Origin of the sequence: Flavobacterium chuncheonense (assembly GCF_042686145.1) — a bacterium.
In the GTDB taxonomy this organism is placed as follows: domain Bacteria; phylum Bacteroidota; class Bacteroidia; order Flavobacteriales; family Flavobacteriaceae; genus Flavobacterium; species Flavobacterium chuncheonense.
This window is the reverse complement of record NZ_JBHUPC010000013.1, coordinates 694,399-716,391: the sequence shown is the minus strand read 5'-3', so window position 1 is coordinate 716,391 and position 21,993 is coordinate 694,399. Positions and strand designations below refer to the sequence as shown.

25 protein-coding genes and 2 tRNA genes are annotated in these 21,993 nt (G+C 32.9%); 8 read left to right on the top strand and 19 right to left on the bottom strand.

From position 1 onward, the window contains the following. Positions 1 to 45 precede the first annotated feature (45 nt). Entirely contained in the window at positions 46 to 1,197 is a 1,152-nt protein-coding gene (locus tag ACFS5J_RS10805) for a sensor histidine kinase (RefSeq protein WP_379812175.1), read from the top strand. 30 nt (positions 1,198 to 1,227) lie between these two features. Here the strand turns inward: ACFS5J_RS10805 and ACFS5J_RS10800 are convergent, their stop codons facing one another. Together ACFS5J_RS10800 and greA are read right to left on the bottom strand one after the other, a co-directional pair. Beyond that, positions 1,228 to 1,617, bottom strand: a complete 390-nt coding sequence (locus tag ACFS5J_RS10800) for an HIT family protein (protein WP_379812174.1) — start codon at positions 1,615 to 1,617, stop codon at positions 1,228 to 1,230. A gap of 2 nt (positions 1,618 to 1,619) precedes the next feature. Next, positions 1,620 to 2,096, bottom strand: a complete 477-nt coding sequence (gene greA, locus ACFS5J_RS10795; protein WP_379812173.1) for a transcription elongation factor GreA — start codon at positions 2,094 to 2,096, stop codon at positions 1,620 to 1,622. Between the two features lie 197 nt (positions 2,097 to 2,293). Between greA and ACFS5J_RS10790 the strand changes: the two genes are divergently transcribed. Next, positions 2,294 to 2,725, top strand: a complete 432-nt coding sequence (locus tag ACFS5J_RS10790; RefSeq protein ID WP_379812171.1) for a hypothetical protein — start codon at positions 2,294 to 2,296, stop codon at positions 2,723 to 2,725. A gap of 56 nt (positions 2,726 to 2,781) precedes the next feature. Here the strand turns inward: ACFS5J_RS10790 and ACFS5J_RS10785 are convergent, their stop codons facing one another. The 6 genes from ACFS5J_RS10785 to ACFS5J_RS10760 form a co-directional block, all read right to left on the bottom strand. After that, positions 2,782 to 4,923, bottom strand: coding sequence for a TonB-dependent receptor (locus tag ACFS5J_RS10785; protein WP_379812170.1), 2,142 nt, complete (start codon positions 4,921 to 4,923; stop codon positions 2,782 to 2,784). A gap of 209 nt (positions 4,924 to 5,132) precedes the next feature. Beyond that, entirely contained in the window at positions 5,133 to 5,534 is a 402-nt protein-coding gene (gene arfB / locus ACFS5J_RS10780) for an alternative ribosome rescue aminoacyl-tRNA hydrolase ArfB (RefSeq protein WP_379812169.1), read from the bottom strand. After that, complete coding sequence (locus ACFS5J_RS10775; protein ID WP_379812168.1) at positions 5,527 to 7,062, bottom strand: DUF4301 family protein; 1,536 nt, start codon at positions 7,060 to 7,062, stop codon at positions 5,527 to 5,529. Before ACFS5J_RS10775 ends, arfB begins: the two co-directional genes overlap by 8 nt. Continuing rightward, on the bottom strand, positions 7,026 to 7,646 hold the full coding sequence (gene pnuC, locus ACFS5J_RS10770; protein ID WP_379812166.1) for a nicotinamide riboside transporter PnuC: 621 nt from the start codon (positions 7,644 to 7,646) through the stop codon (positions 7,026 to 7,028). The genes ACFS5J_RS10775 and pnuC overlap by 37 nt, the downstream gene beginning before the upstream one ends. Further along, positions 7,640 to 8,356, bottom strand: coding sequence for a geranylgeranylglyceryl/heptaprenylglyceryl phosphate synthase (locus ACFS5J_RS10765; RefSeq protein ID WP_379812165.1), 717 nt, complete (start codon positions 8,354 to 8,356; stop codon positions 7,640 to 7,642). The genes pnuC and ACFS5J_RS10765 overlap by 7 nt, the downstream gene beginning before the upstream one ends. A 113-nt stretch (positions 8,357 to 8,469) precedes the next feature. Next, positions 8,470 to 9,099, bottom strand: coding sequence for a 4'-phosphopantetheinyl transferase family protein (locus ACFS5J_RS10760; RefSeq protein ID WP_379812164.1), 630 nt, complete (start codon positions 9,097 to 9,099; stop codon positions 8,470 to 8,472). 132 nt (positions 9,100 to 9,231) lie between these two features. Here ACFS5J_RS10760 and ahcY point away from each other — a divergent pair, with 132 nt between their 5' ends. Both ahcY and ACFS5J_RS10750 read left to right on the top strand, forming a co-directional pair. Continuing rightward, positions 9,232 to 10,548: an adenosylhomocysteinase gene (gene ahcY, locus ACFS5J_RS10755; protein ID WP_379812163.1), complete on the top strand. Its 1,317-nt coding sequence runs from the start codon at positions 9,232 to 9,234 to the stop codon at positions 10,546 to 10,548. 183 nt (positions 10,549 to 10,731) lie between these two features. Then, positions 10,732 to 11,832 carry a DUF4407 domain-containing protein gene (locus tag ACFS5J_RS10750; protein WP_379812162.1) on the top strand — a complete coding sequence of 367 codons (1,101 nt, stop codon included), beginning with the start codon at positions 10,732 to 10,734 and terminating at the stop codon, positions 11,830 to 11,832. A gap of 13 nt (positions 11,833 to 11,845) precedes the next feature. On the opposite strand, the gene ACFS5J_RS10745 is transcribed toward ACFS5J_RS10750, so the two are convergent. Both ACFS5J_RS10745 and ACFS5J_RS10740 read right to left on the bottom strand, forming a co-directional pair. Then, a complete protein-coding gene (locus tag ACFS5J_RS10745; RefSeq protein ID WP_379812161.1) occupies positions 11,846 to 12,214 on the bottom strand; it encodes an MmcQ/YjbR family DNA-binding protein in 369 nt (122 codons plus the stop codon). Positions 12,215 to 12,217: 3 nt separating this feature from the next. Next, on the bottom strand, positions 12,218 to 12,988 hold the full coding sequence (locus ACFS5J_RS10740) for a cyclase family protein (RefSeq protein WP_379812160.1): 771 nt from the start codon (positions 12,986 to 12,988) through the stop codon (positions 12,218 to 12,220). A 48-nt stretch (positions 12,989 to 13,036) separates the two neighbouring features. Here ACFS5J_RS10740 and ACFS5J_RS10735 point away from each other — a divergent pair, with 48 nt between their 5' ends. Beyond that, positions 13,037 to 13,426, top strand: a complete 390-nt coding sequence (locus ACFS5J_RS10735) for a hypothetical protein (protein WP_379812159.1) — start codon at positions 13,037 to 13,039, stop codon at positions 13,424 to 13,426. A gap of 7 nt (positions 13,427 to 13,433) precedes the next feature. On the opposite strand, the gene hemW is transcribed toward ACFS5J_RS10735, so the two are convergent. Then, positions 13,434 to 14,561 carry a radical SAM family heme chaperone HemW gene (gene hemW, locus ACFS5J_RS10730; RefSeq protein WP_379812158.1) on the bottom strand — a complete coding sequence of 376 codons (1,128 nt, stop codon included), beginning with the start codon at positions 14,559 to 14,561 and terminating at the stop codon, positions 13,434 to 13,436. A gap of 34 nt (positions 14,562 to 14,595) precedes the next feature. Further along, entirely contained in the window at positions 14,596 to 15,150 is a 555-nt protein-coding gene (gene ruvC, locus ACFS5J_RS10725; protein ID WP_379812156.1) for a crossover junction endodeoxyribonuclease RuvC, read from the bottom strand. A gap of 182 nt (positions 15,151 to 15,332) precedes the next feature. Between ruvC and ACFS5J_RS10720 the strand changes: the two genes are divergently transcribed. Together ACFS5J_RS10720 and ACFS5J_RS10715 are read left to right on the top strand one after the other, a co-directional pair. Continuing rightward, a complete protein-coding gene (locus ACFS5J_RS10720; RefSeq protein ID WP_379812155.1) occupies positions 15,333 to 16,121 on the top strand; it encodes a hypothetical protein in 789 nt (262 codons plus the stop codon). 71 nt (positions 16,122 to 16,192) lie between these two features. Then, positions 16,193 to 17,221: a glycosyltransferase family 2 protein gene (locus ACFS5J_RS10715; RefSeq protein ID WP_379812154.1), complete on the top strand. Its 1,029-nt coding sequence runs from the start codon at positions 16,193 to 16,195 to the stop codon at positions 17,219 to 17,221. Here ACFS5J_RS10715 and ACFS5J_RS10710 read toward each other — a convergent pair whose 3' ends face one another. Then, entirely contained in the window at positions 17,222 to 17,713 is a 492-nt protein-coding gene (locus ACFS5J_RS10710) for a hypothetical protein (protein ID WP_379812153.1), read from the bottom strand. Positions 17,714 to 17,747: 34 nt separating this feature from the next. Next, positions 17,748 to 18,872 carry a tetratricopeptide repeat protein gene (locus ACFS5J_RS10705; protein WP_379812151.1) on the bottom strand — a complete coding sequence of 375 codons (1,125 nt, stop codon included), beginning with the start codon at positions 18,870 to 18,872 and terminating at the stop codon, positions 17,748 to 17,750. A 59-nt stretch (positions 18,873 to 18,931) separates the two neighbouring features. Here ACFS5J_RS10705 and ACFS5J_RS10700 point away from each other — a divergent pair, with 59 nt between their 5' ends. Then, positions 18,932 to 19,429: a DUF456 domain-containing protein gene (locus ACFS5J_RS10700; protein WP_379812150.1), complete on the top strand. Its 498-nt coding sequence runs from the start codon at positions 18,932 to 18,934 to the stop codon at positions 19,427 to 19,429. A gap of 48 nt (positions 19,430 to 19,477) precedes the next feature. On the opposite strand, the gene ACFS5J_RS10695 is transcribed toward ACFS5J_RS10700, so the two are convergent. The 5 genes from ACFS5J_RS10695 to ACFS5J_RS10675 form a co-directional block, all read right to left on the bottom strand. Beyond that, positions 19,478 to 19,554 (bottom strand) — tRNA-Asp (locus ACFS5J_RS10695). Positions 19,555 to 19,783: 229 nt separating this feature from the next. After that, a tRNA-Asp gene (locus ACFS5J_RS10690) sits at positions 19,784 to 19,857 on the bottom strand. 85 nt (positions 19,858 to 19,942) lie between these two features. Further along, positions 19,943 to 20,869, bottom strand: a complete 927-nt coding sequence (locus ACFS5J_RS10685) for a DUF58 domain-containing protein (RefSeq protein WP_379812148.1) — start codon at positions 20,867 to 20,869, stop codon at positions 19,943 to 19,945. Positions 20,870 to 20,949: 80 nt separating this feature from the next. Next, positions 20,950 to 21,267: a thioredoxin gene (trxA, locus tag ACFS5J_RS10680; RefSeq protein ID WP_379812146.1), complete on the bottom strand. Its 318-nt coding sequence runs from the start codon at positions 21,265 to 21,267 to the stop codon at positions 20,950 to 20,952. Positions 21,268 to 21,380: 113 nt separating this feature from the next. Then, positions 21,381 to 21,956: a peroxiredoxin-like family protein gene (locus ACFS5J_RS10675; protein ID WP_379812145.1), complete on the bottom strand. Its 576-nt coding sequence runs from the start codon at positions 21,954 to 21,956 to the stop codon at positions 21,381 to 21,383. Positions 21,957 to 21,993 lie beyond the last annotated feature (37 nt).

The following is a 21,993-nucleotide window of genomic DNA, read 5'->3' as shown; positions in this document are numbered from 1 at the left end:
AGTAAGTTCATACATTTTTATTATTTTTACTAACAAATACAACTTATGAAATTTTCAAAAAAACGTGATATTATACGTTGGCTCATTATAACTGCATCTTTTTTTATCGTATCCCTTATACTTTGGAATACCTATAATTTTTTTCAAATCTTTAAAAATGATGAAAAGACAAAAGTAGAATTATGGATTTTAGCTCAAAAAAAACTTGCCAATGCTAATGAACATACTGATGCAGAGCTTCTCTTTGAAATTATTAAATCTAATACTTCAATACCAATGATTCTTACTAATGACAGTGGGATGATTATCAATAATAATAACATTGCAGAAGAAATAACCAAAGACAGTATCGCTTTATATGATTTATTAAATAAAATCGAGACGGAAAATGAACCCATTAAAATAGAGTTTTCGGAGAATAGTTACCAATTAGTATATTACGGAAACTCACCACTACTAAATAAATTAAAGTACTACCCGATGGCGTTGGTACTAATCATTGTCCTCTTTGGCGCTGTAGTTTATAATTTCTATAGAGCGTCAAAAATGGCTACTCAAAATAAATTATGGGCAGGTATGGCAAAAGAAACAGCCCATCAGATAGGTACCCCACTCTCCTCTTTAATAGGATGGTTGGAGTTATTAAAATTAGAAGACATTGAGGAAAGTACTATAGCAGAAATTGAAAAAGATATTAATCGATTACAAACCATTACGGAACGTTTTTCAAAAATTGGAAGTGAACCCGTCTTAGAACCTTTAGACATTATTGAAGAAACTAAAAACTCGTTTGAATATTTAAAATCAAGAGTTTCTAAACAAGTTTCTTTTTCCTTTTCCGCACCAGAGCATCCTATTTATGTAAAAAACAATCCCGCACTTCACAGTTGGACAATTGAAAATTTGGTTAAAAATGCCATTGATGCTATGAAAGGTAGAGGAGATTTAAGCATCGCAATTGAAGAAACTGCTCATGTGGTGAAAATAAAAATTTCAGATACCGGAAAAGGTATTCCAAAAAATCAATTCTCTAAAATTTTCGAACCTGGTTTTACAACCAAGAAAAGAGGATGGGGTCTTGGACTTTCATTGACTAAAAGAATTGTTGAAGATTACCATAAAGGAAGGATTAGAGTTACTCACTCTGAAATAGGAAAAGGAACAACCATTCAGATAAGCTATAAAAAACAAGCATAAAAAAATCCCGATAGTCGGGATTTTTCACTTCTATAAATTAGCCGCTACATCATGCGCTATTTTTTCAAACTCTTCTTTTTCTAAAGTAACTTTACGTTGGAAACGCATATCATCCATATCGTGTAATGGAATTAAATGCACGTGTACATGCGGTACTTCTAAGCCCACAACAGCTACTCCAATACGTTTACAAGCAATAGTCTTTTCTAGTGCTTTTGCTACTTTACGTGAAAAAGCCATTAATCCCATGTACAACTCCTCGTCCATATCAAAAATCTTATTGATTTCTTGTTTTGGAATACATAAGGTATGTCCTGCAGTATTTGGATTTACATCTAAAAAGGCTAAAAAATTTTCATCTTCAGCTATTTTATAACATGGTATTTCACCATTAACAATTTTTGTAAAAATTGATGCCATGATTAGTCTCTTGTAATTTCTAAAATCTCAAAATTCATAGTTCCATTAGGCACTTTTACCTCAGCAATTTCACCCACTTTTTTCCCTAACAAACCTTTACCAATAGGCGAGGTTACTGAAATTTTTCCAGTTTTCAAATCAGCTTCACTTTCCGCTACCAATGTATATTTCATTTCCATACCATTGGTTTGGTTTTTAATTCTTACAGTTGATAAAACCAATACTTTAGAAACATCCAATTGTGATTCATCTATTAATCTTGCATTTGCCAAAAGCTCTTCCATTTTAGAAATTTTCATTTCCAATAATCCTTGTGCTTCTTTTGCTGCATCATATTCTGCATTCTCAGACAAATCTCCTTTATCTCTAGCTTCTGCAATAGCCTGTGATGCTTTTGGACGCTCTACACTTTTTAAGTGCTCTACTTCTTCTCTTAATTTCTTTAATCCTTCTGCTGTGTAATACGATACTGCGCTCATAATTGCTCCTCCTTTATCTTTTGATAGCCTTTGATGGCTTATACTTTTTTTATTAAATAATCGTTTATATAAATAGAAAAAATCCCACAGGAACGGGGATTCTTCAAAACAAATATACTAAATATTTTTAAATATATATTTTAGTTTTTAATTTTAGAAGATAATAATTTTTAATATTGTCGCTTACAATTTATGCTATGAAAAAAATCCTATTTTTAAGTTTTTGCTTTATTTTCATCCTTGGATGTTCAAAAGATTCTGTTAACAATAACAATCCATATTTACCGACATATCGTTTTAGTTCATCTACTATCAATTTGAATTTTCCGTCATACAGCCAATTATTATATGCTGGCAATGCAATAGAATATTATGAAGTAGGTGTTGGAATAAGCAGTAAAATTTTCGTTTTAAACACCGGTTCAGGTTACTTAGCATTTGATGCTACTTGTCCCAACCAAGCCATAACCAGCTGTTCAACTATGGAACTTAATGGTATAAAAGCAGTTTGTCCTTGTGATGAAGTTGAATATAGCCTGTATTCGGGTCAAGCCCCAAACCAGCAATATCCAATGTTACAATATCGCGTTCAAATTATTGATGATACACATATAAAAGTCTACAATTAACCAAAAAGCTCCTTTGAAGGAGCTTTTTGGTTAAATATATATTGATGATTAAGCGACTAAAATTTGATAGTAGCACCCAACATAAAGTTTGAACCTGCTTGCGGATAATAATATACATATCCCCAACCATAATCTGCCGCATTTGAAGCATATTTTCTATTCAATATGTTGTTTACATTTAAAGTTAGCACAACTTCTTTAGCAAACTTATTTAAAGGTAAATTGTAAATTGCATTAAAATCATTTACAAAATAATCGGGTAACATCCCTCTATCATCTTCCACGTTATTCAGATATTGCTCTCCTACAAATTTTGACAATAAGCCCAATTGCAATTGCTCAATCGGTTTAAATACCAAACGATTTCCAACAATAATTTCAGGTGAATACGCAATTTTAGTATCTCCAATATTTTCTAAATCTCCCGAAGCATCCGAATAGAAATCAATATTCTCATTTCTACTTATGGCAATATTTGGAGCTAAAAACCATTTTTGGGTTAACGCTAAATTTGCCTCAACTTCCAAGCCCAATCGGTAACTATCACCACTATTTCTACGTATTGGTGCTCCTACATTATCCAGCTCTCCTGTTAAAACCAATTGGTCTTTATACAACATATAATAACCGTTTACACTTAAAGTACTTCTTGATGTATTCCATCTCCAACCCAATTCAAAATCGTCCAACTGCTCTGGTTTTGGCGTTCCGTTTTCATAATCGGTTCTATTAGGCTCTCTGTGTGCACGTGCATAAGACAAATAAAGATTACTATTATTTGAAAACTTATACGTTATTCCTCCTTTTGGATTAAAAAAGTTGAAATTATCATTTACTAAATACGCTTGAACACCATTCGCTTTATAATTTACGTTACGGTATTGCATATCTGCATATAAACCTAAACCATTTGAAAAAGTATAAGTTGCTTTTGCAAAAATATTTCCATCGGTTTTAATTCCGTAATCATCATAATATTTATCTCCCAGTTCACTTGTAGAAGCATATCTAGCCCAAATAACTTTTCCAAAGTGATCCCCCTCATATTTATTCCAAGCTCCACCCAGAATAAAATCAAAATTATTGCGCGTGTAATTTGCAGAGAATGTAGTCCCATAAAAATCGTTATCCAACCATTTTTGACGAATTAAATCTGTTGTAGTTTGATCAGCAACGGCTGTCATTCCATAATCTTCAAATAACTCATCCTCTTTATAATTTTCATAATACCCTTTCCCTTTGGTATAGTGAACTGCTAAATTGGTAGTCCAATTAACGCCCCATTTTTCATTCCAATGCAATTGATAATGGTCTTGTTGGTAATTATCCGTTTCATTATCATAATATTGTGTATTTCCAAACTCATCAGTATACATCCCCGCAGAGTTGAAAGTAGGATCTGAATTATAAGTATCCAAATCTACTCCGTTCCAAGATTGATACGTTTTTTCTGTTCCACCAAAAGCTAAAGCCTTAATCAAAGTTGACTTCCCAAGAAAAGCACCTTGTAAGAAATACGATTTTAAATCTGAAGAAGCGCGATCCACATAACCATCTGAATGGATATTAGAAACCCTTCCTGAAAGCTCAAAACCCTTGTCCATTTTACCGGTACTAAACTTAACAGTATGTTTTCGAGTATTAAAACTTCCAAATGAATTGGCTATTTCTCCACTTGCCTTTTCTGAAGCTAAATCGGTAAGCATATTCAAACTAGCACCAAAAGCACCCGAACCATTGGTTGAAGTACCAACGCCTCTTTGCAATTGAATACTTTCCAAAGACGAAGCAAAATCAGGCATGTTAACCCAATAGGTACCATGAGATTCTGAATCGTTATACGGAATACCATTAATGGTGATGTTAACACGAGTTGCATCACTACCTCTTACACGAATCCCTGTATATCCTACACCATTACCTGCATCAGTAGTCGTTACTACAGAAGGCAAATAATTCAACAAAATAGGAATATCTTGTCCAAGATTACGCTCTTGCAGTTCCCCTTTCGACACATTAGTAAAACTCACTGGGTCTTTTGAAGTGGCACGCACTGCAGACACTAAAACCTCATCAAGTTGGGTTGTTTTAATAGAATCTTGAGGTTGCACTACCTGTGCATTAGCCATAAACGGCAGAACTCCTAATGTAAAAAGTAATGCATACTTTGTTACTGCTTTTTTGAATAAAGTTTTCATTCGTAATGTTATACGAATAAAAGGGGTAATTATTCATTTTTAAAATTTATTGAAATATTTCAGACACAATTCCCATATAAGACTGTATCGTATTCCTTGGCAGCATTACCTGCCCAGGTTCCATGGGTATAATCTCAGCTCGTTATTTGGAGCACCCCTTTGAGACGCTGCAAAGATATGACGCTTTAATTTAATCTTCCAAGTAAAAACTAAAGTTTTGGATTTCTTCTGTTTTGTTTCAAAACACTCATCACCTTTTTGGCATGTAGTCGTTTCTCTTTAACAGCCTTTGGAATTTTGGTTTCCTTTCTAACTTTAGATTTGTGAAGACCCTTTTCTAAAATTGAAAAAAAGCGTTTCACAACAATCTTCTTGTTTTTAACTTGGCTTCGATCTTCATCGCAACTCAAAATCAACACATAGTCTTGTGTCAATTTTGAAGCTAATTTTTCTTTCAACAAACTACGCTCTGATTCGGAAAGGCCAAGTGATTTGTCAACCTCAAAATTCAAAACTACTTTTGAGGCCACTTTGTTTACATTTTGTCCCCCTGCACCACTACTTCGAACAGCTTTAAATTGCAATTCGGACAATAAAACTTCTTTATTCATCCTCAGGCTGATGTGCTGGTTTTAATAAATCGTTTACCGTTTTTACAGGATTAAATGTAATCAAATCAACTTCTACAAAAATAGTATTCCAAAAAGCCATTGCACCGTTCCATAAACCGGGTAATTCAAACGACTTTAAAGGCTTTCCATTTTTACTTTTCGAAACGATGAATCCTGAATTTTCATCTACAAATTCTTTCAAATTAAACTTCTCTCCTTTGTAGTTTTTCACTCCGCAAACAATATCAACTGGATTAAAGTGTGTTGCTTTTTGTATAATTCTTTCTTGCATTTCATTGGTCGTATCCATTTGAGATCCTTCAACAATTTGTAGAGAAATATTACCTTCTGAATCTTTAATCCAAAAAGGACCTCCACCTGGCTCTCCTTCATTTTTAACCATTCCGCAAACACGGATTGGACGGTTTAAAACCTCCATCAGAAATTCAATTTTATACTCTTTTTTAAACTTTTCAAAATCTAAAGGAAATACAACATTTATAGTTTTTGAAGCGAAAGCAATAATTTCATTCATAATATCAGCGTCCACTTTTTGTCCTTCTAAAATTTTTAAATATTCAAAAACTTTATTTTGAATTTCAAAAAGCAAACCTCCAATCATTTTTTTGTTGGCAATAATATCTTTCATATGATTCTGAGAGACATTATCAATGTTTTTTACAAAAATTAAATCTGCTTCTAATGCGTTTAAATTTTCAATTAAAGCACCATGTCCACCGGGTCTAAAGAACAATTGATTATCATCGAGTCTAAAAGGTGTATTATCAGGTTGCACTGCTATTGTATCTGTAGCTTCATGTTGGTACGAAAAAGTAACTACAAAATCATCAAACTGATTGGCTATCGTATCAAAAGACTCCTGATGTTCCTTTGAAATGGTAAAATGGACATGTGGCGCTACATTTCCAGACTTATAATAAATCGCCTCTTTAAGATGGTCCTCAATTGGCGTAACTTGCTTACCTGATTTTACGTGAAAGGGTAAAATAGCTTTAGGCTTATTGGAAAAATCAAATCCTGCTGGCGATAAAAGTGTCTCTATCAATATATAATACTTCTCATCAGGATTCAAACTATCAAATCCATCATATAATGCTTTAGTTACTTTTAATAAATCATTGTAAAATGGAAACTTCTTAATCCCTACTAAGAATACCGAAAGTTCTTTATTATTGGTTCTGTTAATATAAGCATTAATAGACTCTTCTCCCTTTTTAAAATCGTTTAAGAACTCTAACAAAAACTTAAACATTCGGGTTGCAGCGCCTGAGGCAGGAACAAATTTTATAATTGAAGTACTTGCTTTATGAGTATCAAAAACTTCTTGATATTTTTCAGACTCTTCGCTGGAGAGTTTTATAATTCCATCTCCTATTAAAGCTGGTTTAACCAATACAATCTTTTCAATTCCATTTGCATAATAATGAAATTGTTTTTCCAATTGTTGTATTGATATACCTTTATTTTGAATTAAAGCGAGATCGCTTTTTGTAAATTTCTCTTCCATTCTATATAACCTAAAACGGCAATAAATGTAAATATTATAAACTGAAAGCTAGAAAAAGTAAATCCTTTATAGAAGTACAATGGCACCGAAATAGCATCACCCACAATCCAAAACAACCAGTTTTCAATTTTTCGTTTTGCCATAAGCCACATCCCTACGAAAAATATTCCTGTGGTAAATGTGTCTACATAAGCTGTCCAGTCATTAAATTTTTCAAACCAATGATAAACCAATATTACAAAAAGAATTGTTATGGAAAAAATTACAGCTGCAATTCTTCCTTCTTTTTTTGTAGTCCACGAAATAGGATATTCAACCGCACCTTCCTTTTTTCTGGTCCACATGTACCATCCGTATACGCTCATTATAGTATAATACCCATTAATAAGCATGTCTCCTATCAACCCCCATTTTAGCAACAAATAGACATATATGATGGTACTAATCAAGCCTGTAGGATATACCCAAATATTATTTTTCTTAGCACACAAAACGCTTATTAAGCCAAAAACTACAGCTATTATTTCTAATACAATGTCAATTGTTTCATACCCTTTATATTGCGCAAATAAAAATTCTAACATGATTCAAAAAAAGTATTGTCATTCTCAAAAGCTGTTCCTATAACTACCATATCGGCTCCCGCATTAAACGCATCATCAATACCTTTTTTAGATCGAATTCCTCCTCCTACAATTAAAGGAATTGTCAATTTTTGCGATACGGCTTGAATCATTTCATAAGGTACTGCTTGTTGCGCACCACTTCCTGCTTCTAAATAAACCAATTGTTGTCCTAAATATTCGCCCGCTTTAGCTGTTTGACATACCAATTCAACATCAGTACGTGCTATTGGACGGGTTTTGCTTACTCGTTCTACTGTGGTTTCAGCACCGCTTTCTATTAACAAATAAGCCGTAGGCATGATTTCTAATCTTGATTTTTCCAAAAATGGAACAGCCTTAATTTGGTGTTCAACTAAATAATCGGGATTACGTCCTGACATTAAACTTAAAAAAAGAATTCCATCCGCTTCATTTGAAATTTGCTTATAATTTCCTGGAAATAAAAACACTGGTAAATTTGTATTGGCTTTTAAATTCAAAACAAATACATCTAGCGAATTACCACAATACGTACTTCCACCAACCAAAATATGTGTTGCGGGTGACGTATTAATCTTTTCAATTATTTTATCTAATGAAGTCTCATCCAATTTATCTGGATCTAACAAAACTGCTAATAATCTCTTATTTTCAATTTTAGCTTGTAAAATTGCTCCGTAAAAATTCATTTTAAAGCTTATAATTTTGGTAAAAATAGAGTTTTATTACTGAAACAGACTTGATTGAAACAAAATTCATATTGAAATTGTTGTACTTCTAAGAGCAGCTTTTAAATCAGCTCTTAATTTTCTAATGCATACACCAAAGTGAAATTTTCAAACTCTTCAAAAGAAAACATAAAACTTTTCTCAAAGTCATTTTGTTTTATGAATGCAGTCCCTTTAGAATCATTTAATTGAAAAGCTATTACTTTCATGTTATCCTTAAAACTCAAACTTTTCGAATTACACATCTTGTATTTAGCTTCTTTTATTGCCCAAATCACAGTAAGTTTTCGAATATACTCTGCAGCTTCTTTATCCAAGTATTCAAATTCGTAATCGATAAATTTATCAGCAATGCGAACAATTTTATCTCGTTGCAATTCCAAGTCAATACCAACGTTTTCTTTTGAAACGATAATAGCTGAAAAATTATGAGAATGGGTTATGGAAATATGACAACCATCTTTCAAATTGGGTTTCCCATTCTCGTCATAAAACAAATCAAAATCGGTATATCCTGCTTCATGCAACAAATGCCGCACACTCAAAAAACCTCTTTGGTGACTTTCCGACTTCATTTTTTCCAATCGCGCTAGTGAAACATCTCTTAATTCCACATGGCGGAATAGCCAATTAAAATCTTCTTCAATTTTCCACACAAAAACGGTAGTCGAATTGTTTACTTGTATTTTTTTATATAGAGGCATTAATTATGATACTGAATTTCAAAGCATTATACTATTAAACATTTCACAAAATAAGTGAATTAATTTACGAATTAAAAAGGAATTACCTAACTTTGCACTCTTTAAATTAAAAAACACAAATATATACTATAGATGAGTACAAACACTATTCCTTATGTACCTTACAAAGTTAAAGATATCACTTTAGCTGACTGGGGAAGAAAAGAAATTGAATTAGCAGAAGCTGAAATGCCAGGTTTAATGGCTTTAAGAGCTGAATTTGGTGCTAGCCAACCTTTAAAAGGTGCTCGTATTGCAGGATGTTTACACATGACCATTCAAACTGCAGTTTTAATTGAAACTTTAGTAGCTCTTGGTGCAGATGTAACTTGGAGTTCTTGTAATATTTTCTCTACCCAAGATCACGCTGCTGCTGCTATTGCTGCTGCAGGTATTCCAGTTTATGCTTGGAAAGGTATGAACGAAGAAGAATTTGACTGGTGTATTGAACAAACTTTATTCTTTGGAGAAGATCGTCAACCGTTAAACATGATTTTGGATGATGGTGGTGATTTAACCAATATGGTTTTTGACCGTTACCCAGAATTAATCAAAGGAATTAAAGGTTTATCGGAAGAAACTACAACTGGAGTTCACCGTTTATATGAAAGAATGGAAAACGGAACGTTACACATTCCTGCTATCAACGTGAATGATTCGGTTACAAAATCAAAATTTGACAACAAATACGGATGTAAAGAATCAGCTGTTGACGCTATTCGTCGTGCTACTGACGTTATGTTAGCTGGTAAAAGAGTGGTTGTTTGTGGATACGGTGACGTAGGTAAAGGTACTGCTGCATCTTTCCGTGGAGCTGGTTCAATTGTAACAGTTACCGAAATTGATCCTATCTGTGCTTTACAAGCAGCAATGGACGGATTTGAAGTTAAAAAATTAGACACTGTTGTTGGTAACGCTGATATCGTAATTACAACTACAGGAAATAAAGATATCGTGGTAGGTCGCCATTTTGAAAAAATGAAAGACAAAACTATCGTTTGTAATATCGGACACTTTGATAACGAAATTGATATGGCGTGGTTAAACAAAAACCATGGTGCTTCAAAAGTAGAAATCAAACCTCAAGTTGATAAATACAATGTAAACGGTAATGACATCATTATTTTAGCTGAAGGACGTTTGGTAAACTTAGGTTGTGCAACAGGACACCCTAGTTTTGTAATGAGTAATTCCTTTACTAACCAAACATTGGCACAGTTAGAATTATGGACTAACACTGAAGCTTACGAAAACAAAGTATATATGTTACCAAAACACTTAGATGAAAAAGTAGCAGCATTACACTTGGCTAAAATTGGGGTTGAATTAGAAACTTTATCAGAAGACCAAGCAAAATATATTGGGGTTACTGTTGAAGGTCCTTACAAACCGGAATATTACAGATATTAATCTGATAAAATTTAGATTTAAAGCCTCACGATATGTGAGGCTTTTTTATTTTCAATAAACTTATTTTCAATATTTTAGCAACAATTTTAAACAATTAGCGTTAAATTTGTACTTAATCAATCATCACCCGAGGCGGAGCCAAATTGTTTGGAGCGCAGTTGGGAAAATCAAAAATCAATCATCATGTTAAAAAATTTTTTCATCCTATGTTCTGGAGCCGATAAGAACCTCATCAACTCTTGCTCCAACGCCGAGCAAAACAAATATGCGGGTATTGGCGCAACCGTTTTCTTCACTGCTATCATGGCATTCATTGCAGCTAGTTATGCCCTATTTTCAGTTTTTGATAATGTTTATATGGCGATAGGCTTCGGATTCGTTTGGGGGCTATTGATTTTCAACTTGGATCGTTACATTGTATCTACCATTAAAAAAAGGGATCAATTTAAGATGGAACTACTTCAAGCTTTCCCTAGAATAATGCTTGCGATAATTATTGCGATTGTCATTTCAAAACCTTTAGAAATCAAAATCTTTGAGAAAGAAATCAATACCGTTTTATTAAAAGAAAAAAATGATTTGGCAATTCAAAACAAAAGTCAAGTAACCGATTTTTTCAAAAAAGATCTAGAACAAAATCAAGCAAAAATTGATAGTTTAAAATCGGATATTCTGAAAAAAGAAAGTGAAGTCAATAGTTTGTATAACACTTACATTACTGAAGCAGAAGGAACTTCTGGCACTAAGAAACTTGGCAAAGGACCTGTTTACAAGGAAAAAAGAGAAAAGCACGATATGGCTTTAAAGGAGTTGGACACGTTGAAAGCCATCAATATGCAAAAAATTAAAAGCTTAGAAGCTGAAGCTAAAACCATTCAATCCAATTTGGATAAAAAAATTCAAGATACCCAACCTATTATTGACAACTTTGGAGGGCTAATGGCACGAATAAACGCTCTTAATAAATTACCGCTTATACCCTCTTTGTTTATCATGTTATTATTTTTTGCCATCGAAACTGCTCCAATTATAGCTAAATTATTGGCTCCAAAAGGGGAATACGATTTCAAAATTGAAGATTATGAACTTGTTGCTGTAAATGTATTGGCACAAAACAAATATCAAAGTGAGTTACAACGTAAAACAGATGCTGAAATTTATGACACAATTTACGCTGATATCAAAAATAATCAAGAGTTGTACCATTATAAAAAGCAAAAAGCCACTGAATTATTAAAATTGCAAGCCGATGGTTTTGTGGCAAAACAGAAAAAGCAATTATAAAAAAAGAAGCCATTTAGGCTTCTTTTTTTATGACTTCTTGTGTTTTTTGGGTTAAACTATCAAAAACCAAATCGTAAGAATGATTAATGAGTTCTATTAAGAGTTTAGAAGATACATCTGAGTGAACTGAAACGGTGTTCCAATGCACTTTGCTCATATGATAACCCGGCTTTACAGCTTCATATTGTTCTCGTAGTGCAATAGCACGCTCGGGATTACACTTTAAATTCAACGATGGTGTACCATTTTCCCATTCGCGCAAAGACGTTAAACAAAACATTTTACCCCCAACTTTAAAAACTAAAGTGTCTTCATCAAACGGAAAATGTTCGGTTACCCCCTTTTTACTCAAGCAAAATTCATACAACTGTTGAATATCCATAGTTTAGTTCATGATTTTATACAAAACAGGCTTACTTGGTGATGCATCGTTTTCAAAAGAAGCAATTTGCAGATTTAGCATATAACTACCATCTGTAATGTCATCTGCTACATAAATCATTTCTGTAATCGTACAATCCAATCTTGCATCATCGTTTAATTGGTTTACGTCTTTTACATTCCAGAATGCTTTATGTGCCAATAGCTTTCCTTCATCATGTTCTTTATCTACACTTGGCAAATCAATCAGCAAATGTTTGATTCCTTTTTCACGAATTAAAACAGCCGCTTCTTCCGCTAAATAAGGTGGATTGGTATTCGAATAATTCAAATGCTTTTTACTCTCTGAATTAGGCATTGTACGAATCACAATAGCCTCTAAATTTTTCCCTTCAAGTGCCTTTTCAATTTGTGTTTTGGAAATAACTAAATCCTCATCAATACGCTCTGGAACAATTGAAATTACTTCTGCTTTAAAAAAGAATTGCTTTAAACATTGATTAACACTATAAAATTCACGCGTAATATGACCCAAACATTCTGTATGCGTTCCATGTGCGTGAGGATTGAAAAATATATTATTGAAATTGGTTGAAGACTTCCCTTCCGAAACTTTACCAATCCAGTCGCCCATGGTTACAGGTTTAATCTCCGGAGCATTTTGATACCATGCTATAGGGTTATCTGCATTGTTAGTTAAAGGTAACGAAATATCAAGTGGTTTCGACAAATCTAATTCGTACGAATTATGCTGATGTAAGATTGTAGTTTTCAAAAAAATAATTAAATTTACTGTAACATTAAGGTTCTAAAGATACTACAAATGAAGAAATTATTGATTGCATCGTTACTTATTTCAAATGTTTGCTTGTTTGCACAACATACGCAGGAGGATGTTGTTACATTTCAGCCTCAACAATATACTTCTACAATTATGAAATCTTTTAATTTCAACAAGCCAACTTATACATTCACTCAGTTGCAATTTTACAACAAAAATGATTTCTCTATCTACAACAGAACCACTATGATGAATGATAATTTTACGGTTTACAACAATAAAATAGAATATAAAAATTCTTCTATAATTCCAGAAAATTTAATCGCTACTGTAAAAATGGATTCGTTCAACCCAAATGCAACTGATTCCTTCGAAGGTGCATTGTTAACTGGCGCAATAAATTTATTAGCAGGGCTTTTTAATAGTAAGTAAAGTTTTCTTAACCCACTTTAAACAAATCACTCGCAATACCATCGCACAGGAACTTGCCTTTTGAAGTGGTTTTCAAAATTCCTTGTTCCACAATAAGCAACTCGTCCTTGATAAATTTCTTGCTAGTTGTATTGAGATAGTCTAAAAAATCTTTCCCGAATTCCTGTTCAATACGAATCATAGAAACACCCCAAATGGTGCGCAATCCGGTCATAATATATTCGTTATAACGATCTATTTTAGTCAACTTTTCTATTTCAATCGGCAGAATATTACTTTGAATTGATTTTAAATACAGCGTATTATTTGAAACGTTCCATCCTCGATTGGTCCCATCATAACTATGAGCCGATGGTCCTATCCCAATATACTTTTTACCCAACCAATACGCCGAATTGTTTTTGGAAAAATAATCGGGTTTACCAAAATTTGATAATTCATAATGTACAAATCCGTTCTTGTGTAAGGTATCTACCAAAATATAAAACTGTTCAGAAGCCAATTCATCACTAGGTGCTTTTATAATTCCCTTTTGAATAAATTTATCCAAAGCCGTTTTGGGTTCAACCGTTAAGGCATAACTGGAAATATGAGGTATCCCAAACGATAAAGCAGTCTCAATATTTTGTTGCCACTTTTCATTACTTGCATCCGGTATACCGTAAATTAAATCCAATGAAATATTATCAAAATATTGCGTTGCAATTTCCAAACATTTTTTAGCTTCATCTGCATTATGCGCCCGATTCATCATTTTTAAATCGTCTTCAAAAAACGACTGAATTCCAATTGACAATCGGTTTATTGGTGTTTTAGAAAATGCTATTATACGTTCTGCTGACAAATCATCAGGATTGGCTTCTAGCGTAATTTCAGGATGATCAACAACTTTGTAATTCTTATAAACGGAATCAATTAATAGCTGAATTTCTTCAACCGATAGCAAGCTTGGAGTACCGCCACCAAAATAAATCGTTGCAACAGCCTCGTTCTGAAACTCACTTTTTCGCAGTTCCAATTCTTTTACCAAAGTTAAAACCATTTCGTCTTTCTTCTTCAAATTAGTCGAAAAATGAAAATCACAATAATGACAGGCTTGCTTGCAAAATGGAATATGGATATAGATACCGCTCATTTCTTATTCAATTGAAATATAATGGACTTTAAATTTATTTTTTTATACGTGATTCATTCTGTTTCACAAAAGCATCCCACCCAGAATAACTTTTCCCTAGTTCTACCCTACCAGAATTAAAAAAATGACAAACCGCTGCGGCTAATCCATCCGTAGAATCTAGATTTTTAGGTAACGTTTTCAATCCCAATAATTGCTGGAGCATTTTGGCTACTTGCTCTTTACTGGCATTTCCATTACCTGTAATGGCCATTTTTATTTTTTTAGGCTCATATTCGGTGATGGGTATCTGACGTGATAAACCAGCTGCCATAGCGACCCCTTGGGCTCTCCCTAACTTTAACATTGATTGCACGTTTTTACCAAAGAAAGGAGCCTCAATAGCAATTTCATCGGGATGATGCGTTTCAATCAACTCTATGGTACGCTCAAAAATCACTTTCAGCTTGGTGTAATGATCATCATATTTATTCAAAATCAATTCATTCAACTGAAGAAATTCCATCTTCTTATTCACCACCTTTATAAGTCCAAAACCCATAATAGTGGTTCCTGGGTCAATTCCTAATATGATACGTTCGTTTGCCAAAATTATAGTATTAAAAATATACGGGTATAGGCTAAAGTTTGTTTCTTTGCCTTATGCTTGCAATTCCTCACAAAGCTAAACAATTCCTGATACTTACCGTCAAACTTTTGATTGTAAGTGCTGCTTTGTACTATTGCTTCAACCATTTTCAAAACAACAGTAATTTGGTTTGGAAAAGTACCATGTCATTTTTAACAGTAAAAACTGTTGTAATTCTATTGGGTTTTTCTGCTCTAAATTGGATTTTAGAAATTCTAAAATGGCAAAATTTAGTTTCTTATTTTAAAACTATAACTTTTTACGAAGCAGCTCAACAAAGTTTAGGTTCGTTAACCGCTTCCATATTTACACCCAATCGCATTGGGGAATATGGCGCAAAAATGCTCTACTTTCCGAAACAAAACGCCAAAATCATAGTTTTACTCAATTTTATCAGCAATACTACTCAATTGATAGTAACTAGCCTTTTTGGAATTATAGGACTGTTAAACATTACTACAGTATTTCATTCTGAGATTTATCTATCGCTATTTATTGCTTTTGCTATTATAATGCTACTTATATCTTTAAAAAACATAGAACTTTTTGGCTTTTCCATTCAAAGACTCTTATTAAAAATCAAACAAATACCCCAGACGATTCTAAAAAAAAATGGAATCTATTCTGTAGTAAGGTATCTTGTTTTCTCACATCAGTTTTATTTTCTGCTTTTCATTTTTGATTGTAATTTAGAGTACTCTACCGCATTGTTTTACATTTTTTCAATGTATTTACTTGCCTCTATTATTCCAACCATTCATTTTATGGACGTTGCCATCAAAGGGAGTGTTGCGCTTTTTTTATTTTCAAAATTAGGCATTGAAAATTGGAAAATTGTAACCATAACTTCCGTAATGTGGTTGTTCAATTTGGTGATTCCCGTTAGTATTGGAAGTTATTTCGTATTACGTTTTAAACCCGTTAAAGCATGATTGCTGTTGTATTTATCATTCTGACCATTTATTGTATTTGCATTGGAAGTCTAATTTTTGGCTTTACCAAAATGAAACGATTTTCTCATGATGACAATACAGAAAATAAAACAAGCTTTTCAATAGTAGTTCCGTTTCGTAATGAAGTCGAAAACTTACCCAAAATACTTCATACCATTTCATTACTCAATTATCCAAAAGAATTGTTTGAAGTAATTCTAGTTGATGATGCATCAGATGACAATTATAAAATTACTCATTACGATTTTTCCATTACCCTCCTCAACAATCAAAGAAAGTCAGGTTCCCCAAAAAAAGATGCCATTGAAGCTGCCATACAAATTGCAAAACACAACTGGATTATTACCACTGATGCCGATTGCTTGGTGCAAAAAAATTGGTTGAGCGCAATTGACCAATACATACAGCAAGGAAACAAAAAAATGGTAGCCGCAGGTGTATGCTATTTACCACAGAGAGGATTGCTACACGCCTTTCAAAATCTCGACTTCATGAGTTTACAAGGCACAACCATTGGAAGCTTTGGTATCGATAAACCGTTTATGTGTAATGGCGCAAACTTTGCCTATGAAAAGTCTTTTTTTGAGCAACTAAATGGTTTTGAAGGCAACGAAACTATTGCGAGTGGTGATGATGTTTTTTTACTGCAAAAAGCAATACTACAAAATAAAAAATCTGTTGGTTATTGCATGAATCCGGAAAGTATTGTTGCTACCAAATCGGAAGATTCATGGGTTAAGTTGTTTCAACAAAGAATCCGTTGGGCCGCAAAAAGCACTAGCTATTCCTCTACTTTTGGCAAAATACTCGCGTTGATAGTTTTTACTAGTAATTTAGCATGGATTTGCGTTTTTCTGTTCTGGTTAATAGGGCAATTCGACCAAAACTATTTTATGTTATTCACAGGGAGTAAATTTTTAATCGATTATATTTTACTCCATCAAACCGCTAGTTATTTTAAAACCAAATTGCATTGGGTGTTTATCAGTTCACTATTGTATCCCTTTTTCAATACATTAGTCGCTTTGAATGCACTTTTAGGAAATTACACTTGGAAAGGCAGAAAATTCAAACGATAATTACTGTACCGATAGGGAATCTACTTTAATGATTACTGGTAAAACAAATTGTGATTTTACCTTTATCCCTCTTTTAATTGCAGGCTCAACTCTTGGGAAATCAGCGAGTCGATTTTGTAAAATACTATCAATTACTTTGATGTCATAGGTAATACTGTCGGTAGGGATTTGCGTTTCAAATTGCAACGAAGCATCTGGGTTCACCGTAACTTTTACACTAATTGTATCTACTTCAGGATACATAATTTGTATCGTGTCGATTCCCAATCGCTCTTGAATAACTTGAATTAAATAATCAAAAAAACATTGCTTTTGCGCTTCTTTATCCGAAAGTGTTTCACAATCAGTTACCGTAGGAAATTGGTCCACTTGTGTCCAATCTATTTTTTTAAGTTCTTCTTGCAAAAGCTGCTCTTCGTCAGGCACTTTTTTATCAAAAAGTTGACAAGAAAACATTAAAACAACAGAGAATAAAACAATTACTTTTTTCAAATCGGTGTATTTGATGTAAAAATAATAAGATTTTTTATTCCATGTGCAGTTTTCGTTTCAATTGTTTGATTCGATTTTCAATGTAAAAGCGTTTTTCTTCTGGTAAATTTTTAAATTGAGCCAAATAATTCTCGTAATCCTTGATTATTTTTTCCGGATTATCGCCTTTGTAATCACTTATTGCAATTACTTGATAATTGGCCTCAATATGATTCTTATCTTGCTTTATTGCCTTTTTATAATAATACAAAGCACGATCTAAATTGTGTTCCTTTTGATAAAAGTATCCCAAATAAAAATACTCATTTTCAAAAGTAAAGGTTTTCAATTCAATTGCCTTTTTAATGTCTGCCTCTGCCGCTTTTGTTTTTTCTAAAAAGCCATATGCCTTCCCTCTATTATAAAAATAATTTGCATTTTCTTCCGTTGCATTTTCAATTAAAGAATTATAAATGGTAATAGCTTCTTTATACTCTTTGTTTCCATAATAGGAATTCGCAAGCTTTTCCAAAATAAACGTATCCGTTTGATTTAAGGATAATAGCTTATTAAAATCTATAATTGCATTTTGAAAATCACTTTGAAAATAATATACTTGAGCACGTAATTTCAACATCTCAATATTACTTGCATTCTTTACTAAAAAGCGATTGGTTATCTTTAAAGCTTCTTTGTAATTCTTACCATTAGTATGATAAACCGCTAGTTTATAATTACTCTTAAAATACAAGGAATCTATTTTAGCGGAATGCAAGAAATTAACAACAGAATTCATTACATCGTTTTCTTTTTCAAAAGCCAATCCTAAATAGTAATAATACAATTCATTAGGATTTGATTGAACTAATTTTTGAAATACGCGTTGCGCTTCTTTATTTTTGGATAACTCTAGAAGAAGTAGTCCATAATTATAATTTACTTGTAAGTTTAAAGTATCGTTTTTTAGATAGTTATTATAATTTTTAAGTGCTTCGGCACTATTCCCTTTAGCTTCGTAAGCTTTAGCAATATTGAAATACTTTGAATAATGCCCCTCCTTTTCATAAACTACAATAGCTTTTGAAAACTGACCAATACTCATAAGACTATCGGCCAATTTCATATTTTGTGCTTTGATACAAATACTATATAAAAATATTAATAGTAATATTTTTCGCATGATATTTTTATATAAAAACGCATATCTTTAAATTTATTGTTGTTTAAAATAAACTTGAAATGGAATACTTATTACTCATTTTAGGATTTTTATGCCTTATAATAGGCTTTATTGGTAGTTTTTTACCAGCATTACCCGGCACACCTATAAGTTGGTTGGGATTATTACTCTTATATTTAATTCCTGAAATTGAAACCAACTATTGGGTTTTAAGCATCACCTTTGTGATAATGGCGGTAATATTTGTGTTGGATTACATTATTCCTGCGAAAGGCACGAAAAAGTTTGGCGGAAGTAAATATGGGGTATGGGGAACCAATATCGGATTAGTTACCGGATTATTCTTCCCTCCATTTGGATTTATTATAGGCCCTTTTGTTGGCGCGTTTATCGGCGAACTAATCTACAACTACAGAGACGGTAAAAGAGCCTTAAAAGCAGCTTTCGGATCATTCCTAGGCTTCTTAGCCTCTACATTCATACAAGTGATATATTGTATTATACTATTAGGGGTATTTCTGGGAATATTCTTTAGGAATTTAGAAGTATGGTTTTAAAAACTTCATTAAAATAAAAAAGCACTTCAATTGAAGTGCTTTTTTATTTGGCGGTCTGGACGGGACTCGAACCCGCGACCCCATGCGTGACAGGCATGTATTCTAACCAACTGAACTACCAAACCATTGCTGTATTGCGGTGCAAATGTACTGCTTTTTTTTATATATCAAAATAAAATTTCACTTTTTATTAAAAAAGCCATCCAAATTCTGTTTATCAGAATATATGGAAAGCTTTTCATTGGTCTAACTACTAAACCAACCCGATTCTAACGGGCTTAAACAACACAACTTTCTTAAATACTTTTGAGGGAAAAAAAAGCACTCCATTTCTGAAGTGCTTTCCCAATCTAGCGGTCTGGACGGGACTCGAACCCGCGACCCCATGCGTGACAGGCATGTATTCTAACCAACTGAACTACCAAACCATTGCTGTATTGCGGTGCAAATATACAACGCTTTTCGAGTTCTCCAAATCTTTTTTGAAAAAAAATAAAGATTTTTTAACCCGAATTACCCAAACTTTTGTTTCTCAATTAAATAGGTAATTAAAATTTTTTCAAAATTTTTCCCTACTGCAACAGGCACATATTGAATTTTATACTGCATACACGTATTTGCAATTTTTTTGAAATACTCCGACACTTGTTTTTCGTATAATTCTTTTACATTTTCAGCAAATAAATTGATCACTTCACCCGTTTCAAGGTCAATAAATTTCTTAGGAGCGTTGTCAAAATCAAATTGTAACTCCGTTTTTTCATCGTAAACATGAAAAACAACCACCTTGTGTTTGTTGTGTTTTAAATGTTGCAATGCCTTGAAAATTTTTTCCTCATTTTCATTTTGAAACATATCCGTAAACAAAACCACCATGGAACGTCTGTGAATATTTTCGGCTATTTGATGCAAATACGTAACAGTATCTGTTGTTTTTGTAGCACTATCTTCTTGTAAAACATGTTCCAACTTATCCAAAAGCATACGATGATGACGTTCACTTCCCTTTTCTGGAGCATAATATTCATAGCTATCGGAATACACACTCATTCCCACTGCATCGCGTTGCTTTTTTAGCAAATTCATTAAAACAGCCGAAGCTAGTACCGAAAAACCTATTTTAGTTTCATAAAAATGTCCTACAGTTTTAACACTTGGATAATGCATTGAAGAAGAATTGTCCAAAATAATATGACAACGCATATTGGTTTCTTCTTCATACCGCTTGGTATACAAACGATCTGTTTTGGCAAATAACTTCCAATCGATGTGTTTCGTACTTTCTCCTGGGTTGTAAATCTTATGTTCTGCAAATTCTGCAGAAAAACCATGAAATGGTGATTTGTGCATGCCCGAAATAAAACCTTCCACAACTTGGTTTGCTAAAAGCTCCAAATGCTTAAAACTGGATATTTTTTCTAATTGATTTTCTAGCTTCATCTCTCAAAGATAATCTGAAAATTGAAATAAAAAAAGCCTAACTCACGTTAGGCTTCAGTTTTCTTTTTCATAAGATTATATTACAATAATGCATCAATTGCATCCGTGTAAGTCTTTTTAGGTGCAACACCAACTTGACGTCCTACTACTTCTCCATTTTGGAAAACTAATACTGTTGGGATGTTACGAACACCATATTTTGCAGCAAATTCTTGGTTTGCATCTACATCAACTTTTCCTACAACTGCTTTACCTTCATATTCTGATGCAACCTCATCGATAACTGGCCCAACCATTCTACATGGTCCACACCAAGCTGCCCAAAAATCTACTACTACTGGTTTATCTGATTTTAATACTACTTCTTCAAAAGTAGCATCTGTAATTGCTAATGCCATATCTTAATTCTTTTAATTGTATTAATTTGAGGTAACAAAAATAGTTATTTATTTTTAAGTCAGACAAAATATTATATTGCTTTTACTTATACCTGTATTTCTAAAAATGATACTTAAAGCGACTTTAAAACCGCAAGCAATACTTTACCATCCAATCGTTTAGTATAATTAGGATTGATATATAAGAACTGAATTTCACTATTTGAATCCAATATATATACTGTAGGCACCGGTAAAAATCCAGGATTTTGTCCTTCAGAATATTTATCCAACTTACCCTTTGATTTTGCAAATGCTATCCCAACTGCTTGTGAAAAATCGCCCTTACTGTCGGAATACAAAGTATAATTCAACTTTTCATCTTCTACCGTTTGTTGTAAAAAACGAGGCGCATCAGGACTAATAGCTACAATTTGATATCCTAAAGCCAAGATATCACTTTCCAATTCCTGTAAATCTGCTAATTGCGCATTACAATATGGACACCATCCACCGCGGTACACTACTAAAACCGTTTTCTTATCGAAAATTGTTTTCGTTTGAATCGGTTTACCCAAAACATCGTAAACTACAATATTTGGAATTTGCTCTCCTATTAATAGAGGACTAATATTTTCTGCTTTATCTGCAATTTGACTATAAGTCAATAACGATAATACTAAAAATAATGCTGTTAATATTTTTTTCATAATTTCGATTGCTTTTGAACAAAGTTCTGCAATTCAG

Coding starts and splice junctions, on each gene's coding strand:
- ACFS5J_RS10805 (WP_379812175.1), top strand. CDS start 46: ATGAAATTTTCAAAAAAACGTGATATTATACGTTGGCTCATTATAACT.
- ACFS5J_RS10800 (WP_379812174.1), bottom strand. CDS start 1,617: ATGGCATCAATTTTTACAAAAATTGTTAATGGTGAAATACCATGTTAT.
- greA (WP_379812173.1), bottom strand. CDS start 2,096: ATGAGCGCAGTATCGTATTACACAGCAGAAGGATTAAAGAAATTAAGA.
- ACFS5J_RS10790 (WP_379812171.1), top strand. CDS start 2,294: ATGAAAAAAATCCTATTTTTAAGTTTTTGCTTTATTTTCATCCTTGGA.
- ACFS5J_RS10785 (WP_379812170.1), bottom strand. CDS start 4,923: ATGAAAACTTTATTCAAAAAAGCAGTAACAAAGTATGCATTACTTTTT.
- arfB (WP_379812169.1), bottom strand. CDS start 5,534: ATGAATAAAGAAGTTTTATTGTCCGAATTGCAATTTAAAGCTGTTCGA.
- ACFS5J_RS10775 (WP_379812168.1), bottom strand. CDS start 7,062: ATGGAAGAGAAATTTACAAAAAGCGATCTCGCTTTAATTCAAAATAAA.
- pnuC (WP_379812166.1), bottom strand. CDS start 7,646: ATGTTAGAATTTTTATTTGCGCAATATAAAGGGTATGAAACAATTGAC.
- ACFS5J_RS10765 (WP_379812165.1), bottom strand. CDS start 8,356: ATGAATTTTTACGGAGCAATTTTACAAGCTAAAATTGAAAATAAGAGA.
- ACFS5J_RS10760 (WP_379812164.1), bottom strand. CDS start 9,099: ATGCCTCTATATAAAAAAATACAAGTAAACAATTCGACTACCGTTTTT.
- ahcY (WP_379812163.1), top strand. CDS start 9,232: ATGAGTACAAACACTATTCCTTATGTACCTTACAAAGTTAAAGATATC.
- ACFS5J_RS10750 (WP_379812162.1), top strand. CDS start 10,732: ATGTTAAAAAATTTTTTCATCCTATGTTCTGGAGCCGATAAGAACCTC.
- ACFS5J_RS10745 (WP_379812161.1), bottom strand. CDS start 12,214: ATGGATATTCAACAGTTGTATGAATTTTGCTTGAGTAAAAAGGGGGTA.
- ACFS5J_RS10735 (WP_379812159.1), top strand. CDS start 13,037: ATGAAGAAATTATTGATTGCATCGTTACTTATTTCAAATGTTTGCTTG.
- hemW (WP_379812158.1), bottom strand. CDS start 14,561: ATGAGCGGTATCTATATCCATATTCCATTTTGCAAGCAAGCCTGTCAT.
- ACFS5J_RS10720 (WP_379812155.1), top strand. CDS start 15,333: ATGTCATTTTTAACAGTAAAAACTGTTGTAATTCTATTGGGTTTTTCT.
- ACFS5J_RS10715 (WP_379812154.1), top strand. CDS start 16,193: ATGAAACGATTTTCTCATGATGACAATACAGAAAATAAAACAAGCTTT.
- ACFS5J_RS10705 (WP_379812151.1), bottom strand. CDS start 18,872: ATGCGAAAAATATTACTATTAATATTTTTATATAGTATTTGTATCAAA.
- ACFS5J_RS10700 (WP_379812150.1), top strand. CDS start 18,932: ATGGAATACTTATTACTCATTTTAGGATTTTTATGCCTTATAATAGGC.
- ACFS5J_RS10685 (WP_379812148.1), bottom strand. CDS start 20,869: ATGAAGCTAGAAAATCAATTAGAAAAAATATCCAGTTTTAAGCATTTG.
- trxA (WP_379812146.1), bottom strand. CDS start 21,267: ATGGCATTAGCAATTACAGATGCTACTTTTGAAGAAGTAGTATTAAAA.
- ACFS5J_RS10675 (WP_379812145.1), bottom strand. CDS start 21,956: ATGAAAAAAATATTAACAGCATTATTTTTAGTATTATCGTTATTGACT.